The sequence below is a fragment of the bacterium genome, from assembly GCA_021372775.1.
GTDB lineage: Bacteria > Acidobacteriota > Polarisedimenticolia > J045 > J045 > JAJFTU01.
The window spans coordinates 1-16,468 of sequence record JAJFTU010000085.1 but is presented as its reverse complement, the minus strand read 5'-3'; the positions used below and the strand labels follow the sequence as shown (position 1 = coordinate 16,468).

At 72.1% G+C, this 16,468-nt stretch carries 14 protein-coding genes; 3 read left to right on the top strand and 11 right to left on the bottom strand.

Annotated features, from left to right (window positions below; all coding sequences use genetic code 11):
• From LLG88_03255 to LLG88_03230, 6 genes are all read right to left on the bottom strand, one after another.
• Window positions 1-1,165 (bottom strand): hypothetical protein (locus tag LLG88_03255; GenBank protein ID MCE5245924.1); only part of this gene is annotated, 1,165 nt, incomplete at its 3' end.
• A gap of 111 nt (window positions 1,166-1,276) precedes the next feature.
• Entirely contained in the window at window positions 1,277-2,416 is a 1,140-nt protein-coding gene (locus LLG88_03250) for a hypothetical protein (GenBank protein ID MCE5245923.1), read from the bottom strand.
• Window positions 2,413-2,943, bottom strand: a complete 531-nt coding sequence (locus LLG88_03245; protein MCE5245922.1) for an inorganic diphosphatase — start codon at window positions 2,941-2,943, stop codon at window positions 2,413-2,415. The genes LLG88_03250 and LLG88_03245 overlap by 4 nt, the downstream gene beginning before the upstream one ends.
• A 104-nt stretch (window positions 2,944-3,047) precedes the next feature.
• Entirely contained in the window at window positions 3,048-4,436 is a 1,389-nt protein-coding gene (locus LLG88_03240) for a D-alanyl-D-alanine carboxypeptidase (GenBank protein ID MCE5245921.1), read from the bottom strand.
• A 74-nt stretch (window positions 4,437-4,510) separates the two neighbouring features.
• Window positions 4,511-5,275: a hypothetical protein gene (locus LLG88_03235; GenBank protein ID MCE5245920.1), complete on the bottom strand. Its 765-nt coding sequence runs from the start codon at window positions 5,273-5,275 to the stop codon at window positions 4,511-4,513.
• Complete coding sequence (locus tag LLG88_03230) at window positions 5,259-6,005, bottom strand: outer membrane lipoprotein carrier protein LolA (GenBank protein MCE5245919.1); 747 nt, start codon at window positions 6,003-6,005, stop codon at window positions 5,259-5,261. Before LLG88_03230 ends, LLG88_03235 begins: the two co-directional genes overlap by 17 nt.
• Window positions 6,006-6,117: 112 nt before the next feature.
• Here LLG88_03230 and LLG88_03225 point away from each other — a divergent pair, with 112 nt between their 5' ends.
• Complete coding sequence (locus tag LLG88_03225; protein ID MCE5245918.1) at window positions 6,118-7,272, top strand: acyl-CoA dehydrogenase family protein; 1,155 nt, start codon at window positions 6,118-6,120, stop codon at window positions 7,270-7,272.
• 46 nt (window positions 7,273-7,318) lie between these two features.
• On the opposite strand, the gene LLG88_03220 is transcribed toward LLG88_03225, so the two are convergent.
• From LLG88_03220 to LLG88_03205, 4 genes are all read right to left on the bottom strand, one after another.
• Window positions 7,319-8,461 carry a response regulator gene (locus LLG88_03220; GenBank protein MCE5245917.1) on the bottom strand — a complete coding sequence of 381 codons (1,143 nt, stop codon included), beginning with the start codon at window positions 8,459-8,461 and terminating at the stop codon, window positions 7,319-7,321.
• 46 nt (window positions 8,462-8,507) lie between these two features.
• The gene (locus tag LLG88_03215) at window positions 8,508-11,483 is read right to left on the bottom strand and encodes a DNA polymerase I (protein ID MCE5245916.1); all 2,976 of its coding nucleotides are present in this window, start codon (window positions 11,481-11,483) and stop codon (window positions 8,508-8,510) included.
• 105 nt (window positions 11,484-11,588) lie between these two features.
• Window positions 11,589-13,472 (bottom strand): hypothetical protein, encoded by a 1,884-nt coding sequence (locus tag LLG88_03210; protein MCE5245915.1) that lies wholly within the window; start codon window positions 13,470-13,472, stop codon window positions 11,589-11,591.
• Between the two features lie 84 nt (window positions 13,473-13,556).
• Complete coding sequence (locus LLG88_03205) at window positions 13,557-14,069, bottom strand: ferritin family protein (GenBank protein ID MCE5245914.1); 513 nt, start codon at window positions 14,067-14,069, stop codon at window positions 13,557-13,559.
• 164 nt (window positions 14,070-14,233) lie between these two features.
• On the opposite strand from LLG88_03205, the gene LLG88_03200 reads away from it, so the two are divergent.
• Both LLG88_03200 and LLG88_03195 read left to right on the top strand, forming a co-directional pair.
• A complete protein-coding gene (locus LLG88_03200; protein ID MCE5245913.1) occupies window positions 14,234-15,265 on the top strand; it encodes a winged helix-turn-helix domain-containing protein in 1,032 nt (343 codons plus the stop codon).
• A 46-nt stretch (window positions 15,266-15,311) separates the two neighbouring features.
• Window positions 15,312-16,196, top strand: coding sequence for a YihY/virulence factor BrkB family protein (locus tag LLG88_03195; protein ID MCE5245912.1), 885 nt, complete (start codon window positions 15,312-15,314; stop codon window positions 16,194-16,196).
• On the opposite strand, the gene LLG88_03190 is transcribed toward LLG88_03195, so the two are convergent.
• Window positions 16,181-16,468, bottom strand: a 288-nt coding sequence (locus LLG88_03190) for an HDOD domain-containing protein (GenBank protein ID MCE5245911.1), incomplete at its 5' end; no start/stop codon positions are given. The genes LLG88_03195 and LLG88_03190 overlap by 16 nt on opposite strands.

Here is a 16,468-nt window from a genome sequence, read left to right as displayed (position 1 = left end):
CCAGGATCTTGCGGGTCAGGTTGAAGATGCTGTTGTCCCACTCGTTGCCGAGGTGCGCCTCGAAGGCCGGGTCGTTGTCCACGTAGCCGTACTGCTCGTCGGCGCAGGCGACGATCCCCATCCGGTTGACGAGGAAGTCGGGGACGTAGACCAGCTTCCGCTCGGCCAGCAGCAGGTCGTCGGCGTTCGGGTCGGCGAGCTGGTTGTTGGCGCTGCCGCAGACGATCGGGGCCTTGATCGTCGGAATCGTCTTCGGCCCGAGGATCGCGCCGGTCGCGCACGGCGAGACGATGTCCGCCGGCTCGGCGAGGATCGACATGTCGTGGCGGTCCACCACGCGGACCGTCAGGTCGAGGCCCGGGTACATCTTGCGCAGCTCGGCCTCGCGGCCGGGGTTGATGTCGGTGGCGACGATCTTGCCGACCTTGCGCTCGCGCAGGTAGCCGAGCATCGCCGTGCCGACGTTGCCCAGCCCCATCACCGCGATCTTCTTCCCTTCGATCGGTCCCATGCCGAGGTGGGCCAGCGCGGCTTCCATCCCGCGGACGACGCCGAGGGCCGTCGGCACGGAGGGGTTCCCCGCGCCGCCGAGCTCGGCCGGGATGCTCGTCGTGAAGCGCGTCTTGGAGAAGATCGCGCACATGTCGTCGATGCTCGTGCCGACGTCCTCGGCGGTCACGTAGCAGCCGAGCAGGCTGCTGATGAACTCGCCGTACTCCTCGTAGATCGTGCGGCGGATCGCCGGGTCGTTGGAGTCCTTCCCCGTCGCGTGCGCCATGACGCCCTTGCCGCCGCCCCACCAGAGGCCGGCCAGCGCGTTCTTGTGCGTCATGCCGCGCGAGAGGCGCAGGCCGTCGCGGAGCACGTCCTCGACCGTGTCGTAGGTCCAGAAGCGCACGCCGCCCGCGGCCTGGCCGCGGCAAGTGCGGTGCACGGTCGCGGTCTGCAGCACGCCGCTCTTCGGCGCGATCTGCCCGAACAACCCCTCGTGCCGGTAGAAGTCCCGCTTGTCGCCCTGGATGAACTCGGCGAGTTCGGCCAGCGCCGGGTGGGACGGGACGAGCCGCTTCTGCTCTTCGTCCCAGACGAAGTAGTAGCGGCGGATGCCGTGTTGGCGGAGGAAATCGCAGAACGCCTGCGGCGTCAGGTCCTTGAGATGGCTCATCCGAGACCTCGGATCGCGGCCGGGGGCCGCCGGGGGGGGACGGCCAGAGAATCCACCCCGCGACGCCGGAGCGCAAGAAAACGCACCGCGCCGCGGGGTATTGCGCGCCGCTCAGACGTACAGGCCGTCGCGCATCAACGGCGCGGCGACGCCGTCGGGGCCGACGAGATCGACCTCGCGCACGACGACGCGCGGCATGACTTCCGGAATGAAGACGCGGTCGAGATGGATGACCTTCGCCGGGTCGTTCCAGTCCTTGGCGCCGATCTGCCCGCCGAAGTGGTCGCTGCGGCCGAAGGCGATGTGCAGGCCGAGCTTTTCGTCGAGCAACAGTTCGCCGCACGGCTTGACGCCGTACTCGCCGAGGATCCCGAGGCCGAGCTCGGCGACGTTGCCGTAGGCCGGCTCCGCCGCGAGTTCGCGCCGTTCGGCCTCCGCGGCCGGGCCGTCGCCGACGACCTCGACGACGCGGTTGCGCGCGATGCGGAAGAGGACCGGCTCGCCGTCGATCTCGAGCGGCAGCTCCCCCGCCGAGCGGCTCTGGTCCCCCGCGACCTCCCCCTCGTACGGGACGATGTAGCTCTCGCCCGACGGGAGGTTGCCGGCGACGCCGGGCTCGGCGAGGAGTCCGCCGGAGGCATGGCCGGAACGCCGCCGCAGGTCGAGCGTCAGCGCTCGGCGGCCGAGCGGCGAGTCGAAGACGAAGCGCGCCTCGTCGGCGGCGTCGAGCCGCGCCTTGAGCGCACGGCAGCGGGCGTCGATCTCGGTCCAGTCGAGGCGCAGCGCGGGGAGCATCGCCGGCGTGAAGCCGGGCATCGTCGCCGCGCGGAAGCCGTAGCGCTTGGCGAGCAGCTTGAGCGGCGCGGTCGCCGAGAACTCCGTCGGCGCGAGGACGATCTGGTGCGCGGCGAAGAGCTCCGCGAACGGGACCTCCTTGCCGGCGAGGTCGTCGGCCGTCTCCGGCGCCGCGCCCCGCTCGGACGGCGCCGCCGTCGCGGGGAGATCCTGGTTCGGGCGACGCGCGTTGCGGTAGTGCGCGAGCGTCACGCGCAGCAGCCCCAGCTCGCCGCGGGCTTCCTCGAGCCGCGCCGCCCAGTCGCGGGCCATCGCGCGCCGCTCGGCCCACGCCGCGTTGTCGGGCGCGGCGGCGTCGGGCAGGTCGAGGACGATCAACAGGCCGCGGTCCTCCGCGCGGGGGCGGAAGACGCGGCGCACCAGGTCGGCGAGTTCCGCCGTGGTCAGGGCCGTCATTTGCGGATCTTCTGGTTGTAGAGCTCGAGGTCCTTGCGCACGACGGCGCGGGCCTCGGCCGGGTCGAGGAAGTCGTGCACGTGGACCTCCTTCCCTTCGAGCTGCTTGTAGTCCTCGAAGAAGCGCCGGAGCTCCCGCAGCTTGTGCTGCTGGAGCTGCTCCAGGGAGTAGATGTCGGAGACCTCGGGATCGTCCACGTGGACGGCGATGATCTTGTCGTCCGGCTGCCCGTGGTCGGTCATCCGCATCAGGCCGATCGGCCGCGCGCGCATCAGCGAGAGCGGGACGACCGTCGCCTGCCCGAGGACGAGGATGTCCAGCGGGTCGTTGTCCTCGCAGTAGGTCTGCGGGATGAAGCCGTAGTTGGCCGGATAGTGCACCGCGCTGAAGAGGATGCGGTCCACGCGGATCATCCCGGTGGTCTTGTCGAGTTCGTACTTGACGCTGCAGCCGCGCGGGATCTCGATCACCGCGGTGACGATCTCGGGAACTTGATCGCCGGGAGAGACGTCGTGCCAAGGATTCATGGGTGGGGTTCCTTTCCGCCGCGCGCCGGGGAAAGACGGCGGCGTTTCGGAAACTCTACCCCAATTCCCCCGCGGCGCAGCCGCGGCCGCGCCGCGCGCGGACGTCAGGGCGCGGGAGCGAAGGCGGGCGCTTCTTCGCCCGCCTCGTGCACGCCGTCGGGCAGCGACGCCAGCTCGGACGCGCCGAGGATTTCGGCGCCGACGCCGGCCGCCGCGCCCGGCGCGCGGCAGGCGCGCCCCACGGCCCCGCCGTGCTTGGCCAGCAGGTCGAGCACGAACTGCTCTTCCTTCCAGCGCGCGCGGCGCAGACGCCCCGCGGCGCGCGGCTCGCCGACGCAGAAGTAGAAGTTCCCTTCCTTCGCGCGGATCACGCCGGCGAAGACGGAGACGCCGCCGTCGGTGGCGGTCAGGGTGCCGGTCTTGCCGACGACCGCCGCCGTCTCCGGCGCCGCGGCGATCATGCCGAAGAAGTGCGCCACGGTGCCCGGATCGCAGCCCACGGCCGGAAGGACGTCTTCGAGCTCCATCCCCATCCGGCGGCAGGTCTGCTCGAGGTCGCGCATCAGCCCGACGACGAGGCGCGGCGAGATGCGGTTCTCGCCGAGGCCGGACGCGGTCTGGAACTGGATCGTCCCCGCCGGCAGGCGCCAGCGCTCCCGCAGGAACGACGTCAGCTCCGGCCCGTCGCCCAGCGACTCGCCGATCCGCTCGATGTCGTTGTTCGAATAGCAGTTCAGTTCGTGGAGCGTCGCGCGCAGCGTGCGCGAGCGGTGCACGGCGAGCAGCCGCCCGCCGACGCGCGCCGACTCGCGCGAGCCGCCGGCGACGACGACCTTCGGCGGGCGCTGCGCGTCGAGACCGCGCGCCGCGGCGAGCTCGACCCACGAGCGGCGCATCAGCCCGTTCCAGCGTCCGGGGTCGAGCGCCTGGCGCAGCCGCGCGTTCATCGTCAGCGCGCGCTTCGCCGGATCGGGGTCGCGCCCCTGCGAGCCGTTCTCCCAACCGATCCAAAAGCGGCGGTTGACGACCAGCGCGCCGTGGATCCGCTTGATCCCCAGCTCGTTGAGCTTGAGGGCGACGAGCATCGCGTTCTCGGGGCGGAAGTCCGGATCGCCCGTTCCCTCGACGACGAGATCACCCTGCAGCTCGCCCGCGCGGACAGTCGCGCCGTGCGAGGCGAGGAGGCGCGTCTCGAAGCGGTGGTCGGGACCGAGCCGTTCGAGGGCCCAGAGGGTCGTCGCGGCCTTCGTCACCGAGGCGGGGTTGATCGGTTCGTCGGAGAGGCGGCCGTCCACCTCGGCGCCCGCTTCGGTCTCGACGTGCCAGACGAGGCCGGAGAAGGCGCCGGTGGCCGGTTCCGCGGCCTTCGGGGCGACGGAACGCCGCGGCGTCCGGGCGGCGGACTTGGGGGCGCGGCCGGCCGCGAGGGCGGGGACGGCGGCGAAGGCGAGCAGCGCGGCGACGGCGGCCAGAGGAACGGCGCGCCCGCGCACGCGCGGGAGAATTCCGCAGGGGGGCTTCATGAGGCTTTGTTTAAGCGCAAACGGGACAAAGCGCAACGCCCCATTCAGGGCACGACGACGATCCCCTTGGCGAAGTCGAAGAAAACGGGCCCCTTGCGCAGAACGTCGACGCCGAGAATCCACTCCGTTCCCGCGAGCCGCAGCGCGTCGCGCAGCAGTTCGGGCAACGTGCCGCAGGTCAGGTCGCGCAGCTTCCCGCCGACCTCGACCGTCATCTTGCGCACTTCGGTCGTGAACTCGCCGAAGCCGGGGTAGTAGTCGGTGCGCGTCGCGAACGGCACGGCGCCCGCCGCTTCCGCGTCCACGTAGGAGAGGCGCGCGCCGGTGTCGAGATAGCCGCGCGCCGTGCGGCCGTCGATCAGGAAATCGACGATCGGCACGCCGAGCAGCGTGTCCACGGGCACGACCGCGCCGTCCATCGCGGGCTCGTCCTCGCGGAACTCGATCGCGCTGTCGATCCAATCGACGACGAAGCGGAAGCTGGAGAGGACGTCGAAGCCGAGCAGCGCGTCGAGCGCGCAGCCGACGCGCCGTTCCATTTCCGGAAGGCCGATCCCCAGCCACGTCGGCTTGAACTTCCACTCGCGGCCGAGGATCGTCAGCGGCGTGCGGCCGAAGCTCTGCGGGGCGCCGGTGTCCACGAGGGCGCGGCGGCCGTCCACGAGGGCGACGAGATGGTCGTCCACGATTTCAAGCGGCCAACGCTCCACCGCGCCTCCGGCGGTCGGCCGGTCAGCCGGCGCGTCGTCCCGCCGCGGTCGAATGTCGGCCGCGGCCCCGCCGCGGTCAAACTCAGCGCCGGACTTCATCGTCCGCTCCGCCCGCCCCGGACACGAAACCGAGGCTCGAGGTTCCCTCCGCGACCGCGGCGCCGGCGGGCGGCGCGAGGGCGAAGGCGTCGGCCGCGGGCGGCGCGTTCGGCCGCGTCCCGCGCAGGGCGACGACGACGACGCCTCCGTCGGCGCCGTGGTACTCGACGCGCGACGGCAACGCCGTCTCTTTGTCCACGAAGAGCCGCACGACGGCGAGCTTGCGCCGCGCACGCTTCATCTTGGGCGCCAGATCGAGCACGTCGGCGTCGGCCGTGGAGACGCCGCGCGTCGCCGTGAAGTCCTTCGCCAGAGCCGCGGAGTCCTGGCCGAGCGCGGCGAGACGACGCATCCGCGCGCCGCCCGGTCCGAGCTCCAGTCGCTCGAAGCGGTTCTTCGCCGGGATCCAGCCGAGCAGCAGGCCGTCGGCGAGCACGTGGACGCGCCGCTCCGGAGCGCTGTATTCCCAGCGGACCTTCCCGCCATTCTTGGCCCACACGACATGGCCGAGGGCGACCGCGGGAGCGCCCCCGCCGGGGGCGAAGCGCGACTCGACGAAGTCGGCGGCGAGCGACGAGAGGCCGCGCTGCGCCGCGTCGAGACGCGCGAGGACCGGCGCGGGATCCGCCGCCGGCGCGGAGGGCGCGGAAGTCGCCTCGCCCGCCGCCGCCAAGGCGCAGGCCGACGCCGCCGCGACCACCAGCGACCTGCAGAAGAGTCCGCGTCGCATCGCCGTATGTTTCCCCGCACCGACCGGAGTCGGCGCCGACATTTTACGGACCGCGGCCGGCGCGGCCAGTCGAAAGCGCCGAAACCGTGCGGGAAGTTCGAGCGAGGCGCCCATGATCGACGTCCCCCGCCCCCTCACCGTCGTCACCGACGAACAGCGCCTGATCGTCGAGGAGATCGCCCGCTTCAACGAGGAGGTCGTCCGCCCGCGGGTCAAGGGGATGGACCGCGAGGGGAAGCTCGACCCGGAGATCCTCCGCCGGCTCTTCGAGATGGGCTTGATGGGGATCGAGGCGCCGGAGAAGTACGGCGGCGCGGGGATGTCGTTCTCGGAGACGATCCTCGCCGTGATGGAGCTGGCCAAGGCCGATCCCTCGGTCGCCGTCGTCTGCGACGTGCAGAACACCCTCGTCGTCGACGCGCTGAACCGCTTCGGCGACGAGTCGCAACGGGCGGAGTGGCTGCCGCGGCTGGCGCGGGACACCGTCGGCGCCTTCGCGCTCAGCGAGGCGGGCGCGGGATCGGACGCCTTCGCCCTCCGGACGCGCGCCGAGCGGGTCGCCGGCGGATGGCGACTCGACGGGGCCAAGCTCTGGATCACCAACGCGGCCGAGGCGGGGATCTTCCTCGTCTTCGCCAACGCGGCGCCGGAGAAAGGCTACAAGGGGATCACCTGCTTCGTCGTCGAGCGGGACGACTCCGGCTTCTCCGTCGGGCGCAAGGAGGACAAGCTCGGCATCCGCGCCTCGAGCACCGCGGAGCTGGTCATGGACGGCTGCTTCGTGCCGGACGGCCGCGTCCTCGGCGACGTCGGCGTCGGCTACCGCGTGGCGATCGAGACGCTCAACGAGGGACGGATCGGCATCGGCGCGCAGATGGTCGGCCTCGCCGCCGCGGCCTTGCGGCACGCGACGGAGTGGACGAAGCAGAGGGAGCAGTTCGGAAGGCCGATCGCCGAGTACCAGGCGGTGCAGCAGGCGCTGGCCCGGATGGACGCGGAGATCGAGGGGGCGCGGCTCGCCGTCCTCAACGCGGCGCGGCTCAAGGAGGCGGGGCGGCCGTTCGTGCGCGAGGCGGCGATCGCCAAGTGGCTCGCCGCGGAGGTCGCGGAACGTGCGGCGTCGCAGGCGGTGGAGCTGTTCGGCGGCTACGGCTTCACGCGCGACTACCCGGTGGAGAAGCTCTACCGCGACGCCAAGATCGGCCGGATCTACGAAGGGACGCACATCATGCAGCTCCAGACGATCGCGAAGCTGCTGCTGGCCTGAAGCCCGACGCAGGGACGCGGGACGCCGCCCGCGCCCGGCCCGACCGCTACTGCGTCGGCGGCTCGCGCAGCGAGGCGAGGACCGAACGCCCCTCCTCGCCGCGCGCGATTTCCCGCTCCGTCGCGGCGCGGATCGCCGCCCACTCGCTCGGCGGCACGCGCAGGAACGCCTCGACGACCGCCGGGTCGAACTGCGAGCCGGAGAAGTCGAGCAGCTCCTGGCGCGTCCGCTCGTAGGAGAGGGCGCGGCGGTACGGCCGGTCGGAGGTCATCGCGTCGAACGTGTCGGCGACGGCGAACAGGCGCGCCCCGATCGGGATCTTCTCGGCGCGCAGCCCGCGCGGGTACCCCGCGCCGTCGTAGCGCTCTTGATGGCAGAGGACGATTTCCGCGGCGACCCGCAGGAACGGGATGTCGCGCAGCATCTCCCAGCCGAGCTGGGGGTGCTTGCGCATCACCGCCCACTCGTCGACGTCGAGCTTCGCCGGCTTGCGCAGGACCGAGTCCGGAATGCCGATCTTGCCGACGTCGTGGAGCATCGCGCCGCGGCGGATGTCGGTCAGCTCCGGCTCGCCGATCCCCAGCTCCGCGGCCAGCCGCTCCGTGTAGCGCACGACGCGCAGCGAGTGTCCCTGCGTCTCGTTGTCGCGGTAGTCGAGCGCGGCCATCAGCGCGTAGAGCGTGTTGTCGTAGGCCGACCGCAGGTCGTCGTTGAGCCCGCGGATGCGCGACATCGCCTCCAGGACCTCGTGCGTCCGCTCCTCGACCAGCCGCTCCAGATGGAGCTGGTACTCGCGGTTCTCGAGGACGAGGCGCCGCTTCTCCAGCGCCTGCGAGGCGCGGGCGCGGACCTCGGTCAGCGAGAACGGCTTGCAGACGTAGTCGGAGGCGCCGGAGAGCATCGTCGAGACGGCGGTGCCGGCGTCGTCGATCCCGGTGACCATCACCACGACCAGATCCGGATCGTTCCGCTTGAGCCACGGCAGGAGTTCGGTTCCCGGCTCCCCCGGCATGTCGATGTCGCAGAGGCAGAGCTCGAACCGCGCGCCGGCCGCGTAGTGGGCGCGCGCCTCGGCCGCGGAGGCGGCGGTCACCACCTCGTAGCCGGCCGCGGCGAGCCCGTCGTGCAGGATCTCCCGCACCGACTGGTTGTCGTCCACGACCAGCACCCGCGCCGTCGTTTCGCTCATCCTCGGGGTCCCCGCTCCTTCCGGGCGTCTCGGGCTTCGACGCCGCCTAATGCGCCGCCGCCCAATCTTCCGCGATTCGCGCGTCGACCGTCAACGGCGCCGCCAGATTCGCCGCGCCTTCCATCGCCTCGACGACCAAACGCCGGACGTCGTCCTCCTCCCCGCGCGCCGTCTCGAGCAGCAGCTCGTCGTGCACTTGGAGGATCAGACGCGAACTAAGTTTGGCCGAGCGAAGCCGATCCGCAACACCCTTCATCGCTTTCTTGACGATGTCGGCGCCCGTCCCCTGAACAGTCGCGTTGACCGCCTGCCGCACCAGCGCCTCGCGGACCGCCCGGTTCCGCGCCCCCTCGCCGCCGCCGACCAATTCGGGGAACCGTCGGACGCGGCCGAAGAGGGTCCGCACCTCGCCCGTCCGCAGCACCTCGCGGGTGGTGTCCGCGATGTACTCCTTCACCTTCGGGTAACGGCGGAAGTAGGAGTCGATGAACTCCCGCGCCTCCTCGAGGCTCATCCCCTGCTCGCGGGCCAGGCGGAACTCCGACATCCCGTAGACGATGCCGAAGTTGACCGCCTTGGCCGCGGCGCGCAGCCGCGGCGTGACCTCCGACGGATCGATCCCGGCGACGAGGGCCGCGGTGTGGCGATGGATGTCGGCCCCGGAGAGGAACGCCGCCGTGAGCTCGGGATCGCCGGCCAGATGGGCGAGGATCCGCAGCTCCATCTGCGAGTAGTCGGCCGAGAGGAAGCTGAACCCCGCGGCGGGGACGAAGGCGGCGCGGATCCGCCGCCCGAGCTCGGTCCGCACGGGGATGTTCTGCAGGTTCGGGTCGGACGACGAAAGCCGCCCCGTCGCCGCGCCGAGCTGGTGGAACAACGTGTGGACCCGCCCGTCGGCCTGATCGACGAGCCGCGGCAGCGCGTCCACGTACGTGCCCTTGAGCTTCGACAGCTCGCGGTGCTCGAGCACCTTGCCCGGAAGCGGATGCCGCTCGGCCAGTTGCTCGAGGACGTCCTGATTGGTCGAGTAGGCCTTCGTCTTCTGCGTCCGCCGCCCGACCGGCTCGAGCTTCAGCTCGTCGAACAGCACGCCGCGGAGCTGCGGCGGCGAGGCGATGTTGAAGGGGCGCCCGGCGAGCAGGTGGATCGCCTTCTCGAGCACCGCGAGCTGCTCCGCGAAGAGGGACGAGAGCTCCCCGAGACGGCCGGCGTCCACGAGGATGCCGCGGGCCTCCATCTCCTCGAGCACCGGCACGAGCGGCATCTCGATCTCTTCGAAGACGCCGCCCAGGCCGCCCCGCTCCAGCGAGGCGGCGAGCGGCGCGGCGAGCCGGGCCGCGGCGAGCGCGTCGGCCGCGGCGACGGCGAGCGGATCGGCCGTCGGGGCGGCGCCGCCGAGGCCGAGGCGGGCGGCGCCCTCGATCGCGGAGGAAGGCGCGGCGCGGTCCGGATCGAGCATCTGCGCGGCGAGCATCGCGTCGAACCCCGCCCCGGCGAACGGCGCGGCGGCGCCGCGCGTCGCGCCGGCCGTCTGCCCGGCGGCGCAGCGCAGCGCGCCGGCGATCGTCTTCAGGTCGTGGCCGACCTTCGGCAACGCCGCGTCGGCGAGCAGGGCGGCGAGCGGCTCGTCGATCTCCGCCGCGCGGCGGGCCTCGACGAGCGAGCCGTCCGGCGCCGCGACCGCGATCGCGGCGAGGCGCGGCTTCCCCGCCCCGGGGACGTAGCAGGCGCCGACCGCGGCGCGTCCCGCGGCGCGCGCGGCGGCGATCGCGGCGCCCGCGGGCGCGAACTCGATCCGCGTCTCCTCCGGGACGTCGAAGAGGGTCGGGCCGGACGGCGCCGCCGCGCCGCGTTTCGCCGCGCCCGCGCCGTCCTTCGCGGCGTCGCGCGCGGGGGCGCCTCCGTCCGCGGGCGCCGCGGACGCCGGCGCGCCCGCCTCCCCCGCTTCGAGCTCGGCGGAGAGCTGCCGGAAGCCGAGCGTTCTGAAGAACGACGCGGCCGCGGCGGCGTCGGGGCAGCCGGGGCGCATCGCCTCGAGGTCGAGATCGACCGGCGCGTCGGTGCGGATCGTCGCCAGATCGAGCGAGAGGAGCGCGTCGTCGGCGTGGGCGTCGATCGAGAGCCAGACTTTGCTCTGCGTCTTCTTGTCGAGGTCGGCCAGCGCCTTGCGCAGCGTCTTCGGCGGCGCCGCGGAGTCGAGCTCGGCGAGCGCGGCGAAGCGGCGCGCGGTCTCGTCGTCCTCCCCTCCGACCGCGCGCTCCCCCGCCGCCAGCGCGATCGCCGCCGCGTGCAGGTCTTCGAGCGCCGGCGCCTCGCCCGCGTCGAGCGCGGCGAGCCCCGCCTCGCGCGCCGCCCAAAGTTGCGCGAAGAGCCGGGCGCGGCTCAGGACCGTCGAGACGCGTCCGTAGCGGCCGACGAGCGCCTTGGCCGTCTTCTCCCCGACCCCGGGAACGCCGGGGACGTTGTCCACCGCGTCCCCCATCAGCGCGAGAACGTCCACGACCCGCTCCGGCGGCGCGCCGAAGATCTCGCGCACCCCTTCGGCGTCGAGGATCCGCTCGTCCTTGGCGAGGTTGAGCACACGGACGCCTTCGCCGACGAGCTGGTAGAGGTCCTTGTCCGACGTGACGATCACGACCTCGAGCCCCGCCGCGCGCGCCTTGCGCGCCAGCGTGCCGAGCACGTCGTCGGCCTCGAATCCCGGCGCGGCGAGGACCGGCCAGCCGAGCAGCCGCGCCGCCTCCATCGCCAACGCGAACTGCGGCGCGAGATCCTCCGGCGGCGCCGGCCGGTTGGCCTTGTACTCCGCGTACTTCTCTTCGCGCAGCGTCGGCCCCTCGAGGTCGAAGGCGACGCCGAAATGTGCGGGCGTCCGCTCGCGCACGATCTTGCGCAGCTGGTTGACGAAGCCGAAGACGGCGTTGGTCGGCGTCCCGTCGGGGGCGGTGAGGCGGGTCAGCGCGTAGTAGGCGCGGAAGACGGTGTACGTCCCGTCCACGAGGTACACGGTGCCGACCGCCATCGTCCTCTCCTTCCTTGGGGCCCGAAAAAGATAACCCCGCCGCGCGGGCGGCGGGGCGGCGCGGGCGGGACGCCGCGCGCCCCGCCCCGTCGGAAACCGCGTCGTTCAGCGCTTCTCGAACAGCGGGAAGTGGGGGTCGATATCCACCGGCAACCCGGCGAAGCCGTCCACGAGCTTCTGCATCGCCGCCGGCACGCCGCCGAATTCCTTCGCCATCCGCTGCGCGCCGGCGTAGTCGCCCTTCGCCTCGAGCATCAGCAGGTCGTGCGCGAGGTCGGCGATCGCTTGGCGGAACTTGGCCGCGTTCGGGCGGAACCGTCCTTCCGGCGTGATCTCGATCCCGCCGCGGGCGAGAAGGTAGTTGGTCTGGATCATCACGCCGAGACCGTGCGCGTCCCCCGCGCCGAAGCGCGCGGTGCGGAAAAGGCCGGCGACGTAGGTCCACGGAAGCGCCTCGACGACCTCCTTCTTGACCAGCCCCTTGTCGGCCAGCGCGTAGAGGTTGTAGACGCCGAGCGAGTCGGCCTTCGCCTCCTCGATCGTCGGATAGAGCTCCTTCAGCTCGACGCGGGCCTCGGTCTCGCGGCCCCCCGGCGTCGGCGCGGCCTTCGGCTCCTCCGCCTTCGGCGCGGCCTTCTGTTCTTCCGGCTTCGGCGCCTCCTCGGCCTTCTCGGGCGCCCGTTCGCGGATCCCTTCCGTGGCCACCCCGCTCTTGGCGAAGGCGGTCTCTTCGGACTGCGTCCACCCGCCCGACGACTCGCGCGCGATTCTCTTCTTCTTGGGCGCCGCGGCGGGGGCCGCCTCGGCCGCCGTCCCCTCGACCTTGATCCGGCCGGGGCCGAGGCCGTGCGACATCTCGTGCCACAGCACGAAGTCGAAGTAGCTGTCGAAGCTGATCTTCCCCGCGTCGGCGGCGGGGAGCGAGAGGCGCGCGATCGGCTCGAGGATCGCCTCGTACTTGGCGCGCATCAGGTTCTTCAGCAGCACCTTCTTCGAGCCCTTCGCCTCGCGCACCCGCTCGTCGTTCGGCAGGTTGAAGGCGATCGTCTGGACGCCGACCCGCGCGTCGCCGGCGCTGAAGACGAGGTCGGCGACGCGGATCGGCGAGGACGAGCCGCGGGCGAGGTTCTTGTGCTCGTCCGGAATCGGCAGGCCGCGCTCCAGCGCCGGCAGCTCTTCCTTGAACCGCGTCAGCGCCGCGGAGTCCTCGGCGGAGACGACGCAGACGAACGCCTCGTACGCGGCCTTGTATCCGAACAGCCCGTCGTTGTACGTCTCGTACGGCCCGAGCACGACTTCGAGCGCGCCGTTCAGGTCCATCCACGCCAGGTCGGAGACGAAGTAGTCGTCGCTCGTCAGCGCCAGCGCGCGAAGATGGAGGAACTTGGCGAGGTTCTTGTCGTCGGCCAGCTTGGAGGCGGTTTCGAGCTCGGCGGCGACGCGGACCAGTTCGTCCTTGTAGACGCGGCCGTACCGCTCGGTCCCGATCCGCCCGCCGTCGCGGCGCAGGACGACCCGCGTCGGCGAGGCGATCCGCGCCTGGTCCCACGGGTGCTCGGCCAGCCACTCTTCGACCTCGGCCTTCGTCGTCCCCGGAGAGTAGAAGCCGGCGCCGGGAGCGCGCCGGACGTCGCCGACGAACGGCGCGTCGTCCCGCAGCTTGTCCCACGGCCCGCCCATGATCCGGTAGTAGTCCTTGGCGGCGGCCGCGAGAGGGCCGTCGAGCGCCGCGACCTGCTTGGCGAACGCCGCGTTGTCCGGCCAGATCTGTTCGAGGAAGATCGGGTGCAGCAGCTTCGCCGCCGCGACGACGTGGGCGAGCGCCTCGCGGTCGCCGGGGCCGAGTTTCGAGAGATCGGCCGAGAGCGGCTTGACCGCGAACTGCGCGCGGCGCTGAACGATGTCCGGAACGACCTTCAAGGCTGGACCCTCCGCGACGGCCGGCGAGGCGGCGGCGGCGACGAGCGCGACGATCAACCACGACTTCATTTCGGCTCCCTCTCGGTTCGGTCGGTGAAGAGGGCGCCGACGGGCGGCGCCCCCTTCGAGTTCCGCGGCCGCGGACGGCCGCGGTCAGAACGGACTGAAGCCCAGATCCGCGAAGTACTGGTCGCGCATTCGCAGCTCGAGCTCGGACAGCGACTCGAGGTGTCCCTTTTCCCAGTCGGACAGGAAGCGGAACGTCGCGGCCACGGTCTCGTCCGGGCAGGCTTCGGCGGCGGCGCGGTAGTACTCGATCGCCGAGCGTTCGAGTTCGACGCCGGCGGCGATGACCGCCATTTCGAAAGAGCCGCCCTTGACCCGCTTGAGGAACTCCGGGGTGACGATGTCGGAATGGTCGAGCGGGGTGAGGTTCTGCGGCGTCGCCGGGACGGCCCAGACCCCCTCCTGCAACACGCTGCGGTAGTTTTTCTCGAGGAACTCCTTGTGCAGGCGTTCGTCGTCCGCGAGGCTCTGGAACATCAGCTTGGCGCTTGCATCCGTGGTCCGTTCGGCGGCGGCGGCGTAGATCTCCAGACCGCGCAGCTCGGTGATGATCGCCGTCTTGACGGCTTCGAGCACGGCCTTCTTCGTCTCGTCGTTCATGTCTCCTCCTGACGGATGTTGGGGCGTTCGGAAAGGATACCAGCGGCCGGACCTCCCGGGCCGGACTGTTCCGCGCGCGGCGCCGCGGAACTGGTTAACCGTCCCGAGCGTCGAAGTATATTTCCAGCCGCGGCCGACGGCCGCGATGGACGCAAGGAGGCTTCATGTCGATCCGCGAGCCGCGCCCCGCCGACACGATCGGAACGTCCCGGGTGCGCGAGCACCTGATGACCGACCTCCACGTCGCCAGGCTGCAGCCGGGCCAGCGCGTCCCCTCCGTGAGGCGCATGGCGCAGCTCACCGGGCTGGACCGGAAGACGGTCCACCGGGCCTACGTGCGGTTGGCGGCGGAAGGGCTGCTGGTGGCGCGCCCCGGAAGCGGCACCTATCTCGCCCCGACGCCCCGCGGCGCGGCCGCCGCCGCGGCCCCCGAGGCGCCCCGCCTGCTCGCCGCGGTCGAGCGCGCCCTCGACGACGCCAAGGCGCTGGGGCTCGACCCGGCCGCCTTCGCGCGCTTCCTCCAGCGGATGGCCGAACGCCGGCTGCACCACGTCCGGATCGGCGTCCTCGGGGAGAACTGGGAGCAGCTCGGGCTCGTCGCCCGGGACGTCGAAGCCGCGCTGGGGGCGATCGTCCGGCCGATGCTCATCGAGAGCCTGACCGGGCCGGAGCACCCGCCGGTCGCCTCGTTCCACGGCCTCGTCGCCACCGACGACACCGTGCAGGAGGCGCGGAAGATCATCGGCGCCGACGGGCCGCCGGTCTACGGCGTGGCCGTCGATCCGGCCCTCGCCAACGCCGCGGTGCGGCAGGCGCGCCTCGGGCCGGTCCTCTTCGTCGTGCGCGATCTCCGCTTCGAGCCGTACATCAAGCGGATGCTCGCGCGGCTGGAGGTCCCGGCCAACATCATCGAGCGGATCCGCTTCTGCGACCCGACGGGGATCGACCGCGCCGTCTCCCAGATCCGCGGCGCGGGCGCCCTCTTCGTTTCCCGGCTGGTGGAGACGGAAGTCGGCCGGCGCATTCCGTCCGGCTGGCGGCGGCTCCCGCCCGCCCCGTTCATCGACGCGGCGTCGCTCGAGCTGCTGCGGGCGCGGGTGACCCTCGCCGACGTGGAGCGGGAAGGGCCGCTGGCGGGGCTGGCCGGCGCGGCCGCGGCGAAGGGCGCGGAACGGCGGCCGGAGGCGCAGCACTGACCTCCGGCCCTGACCGCGGCGCGGCTTTGGTGCAGACTGTTGCATCATGACCCGCCGCCAACTGCGCCGGAGATCCCGGCGCGCGCGACGCCGGTTCGCCGGCTGGTTCGCCGAGGTGTGGGCCCTGTGGCGCAACGTCCGGGGAACGCACCTCAGCGCCGCGCTGGCGTACTACGCGCTGGTCTCGCTCTTCCCCCTCTTCGGCATCGTCCTCGCCGTGATGGGCGAGCTGCTCGGCGAGGACCAGGCGCGGGCGGAGCTCGTCGCGCACGCCCAGGACCTGCTCGGCGAGCACGGCGCGCGCCCGATCAGCCAGTTTCTGCTGGAGATCCGCCTCTTCCGCACGACGGTGATCGGAACGACGACGACGCTGGTGCTGCTGCTCTGGGGCGCGGTCCTCGTCTTCTCGCACCTCAAGAAGAGCCTCAACATCATCTGGGGGGTCGCGCCGCGCCGGCATCCGGTGACGCACTTCATCGTCGAGCGGGCCGCGGCGCTGGCGCTGGTCGTCGCCGTCGTCGTGCTGATCCTCGCCGCCCACGCGCTGACCGCGGCCTTCTCCGCGCTCGGCCGCGCCGCCCCCGAACTGCTGCCCGGGCCGAAGAGGCTCGTCCAAATCGTGGACTTCGCGGCGTCGTTCCTGATCGCCGGCGGGCTCGCCGCATTCGCCTACAAGGTGCTCCCCGACGTGCGGGTGCCGTGGCGCGACGCCTTGGTCGGCGCGCTCTGGGCGGCGTTGCTGCTGACGGCGTCGAAGACGGCGCTGGCCGCCTACCTCTCCCACTTCGACGTGGCGACGGTCTACGGGGCGACGGTGTCGTTGACGATCGTCATGCTGGCGGCGTTCGTCTACGCGCAGATCGTCCTGATCGGCGCGGTCCTCGCGCGCGTCTCGGGGCTGCGGCGCGCCAAGCTTCAGGACAGGCCGTAGGCCTTGCGCAGTTCGGCCATCCGCGCGGCGGTCTTCGCGCAGAGCCGGCAGAACCCCTCGAAGTCGAGTCCCAGCCGCTTGAGGCAGCTGTTGTCGATCTTCATGTTCAGCCCCTCCGCGCCGAGCCCGACGCCGATCGTCTTGGCGACGTAGTTGGCGGCGACGACGGCGTCGAGGATCGGCGAGCCGGCCGCGAGCGGGTAGTCGTGGTGGCGCTCGATCGCCTCGGTGACCGGCGCCGGGAAGTTCCAGCGGCGGGCGATCGCCCCGCC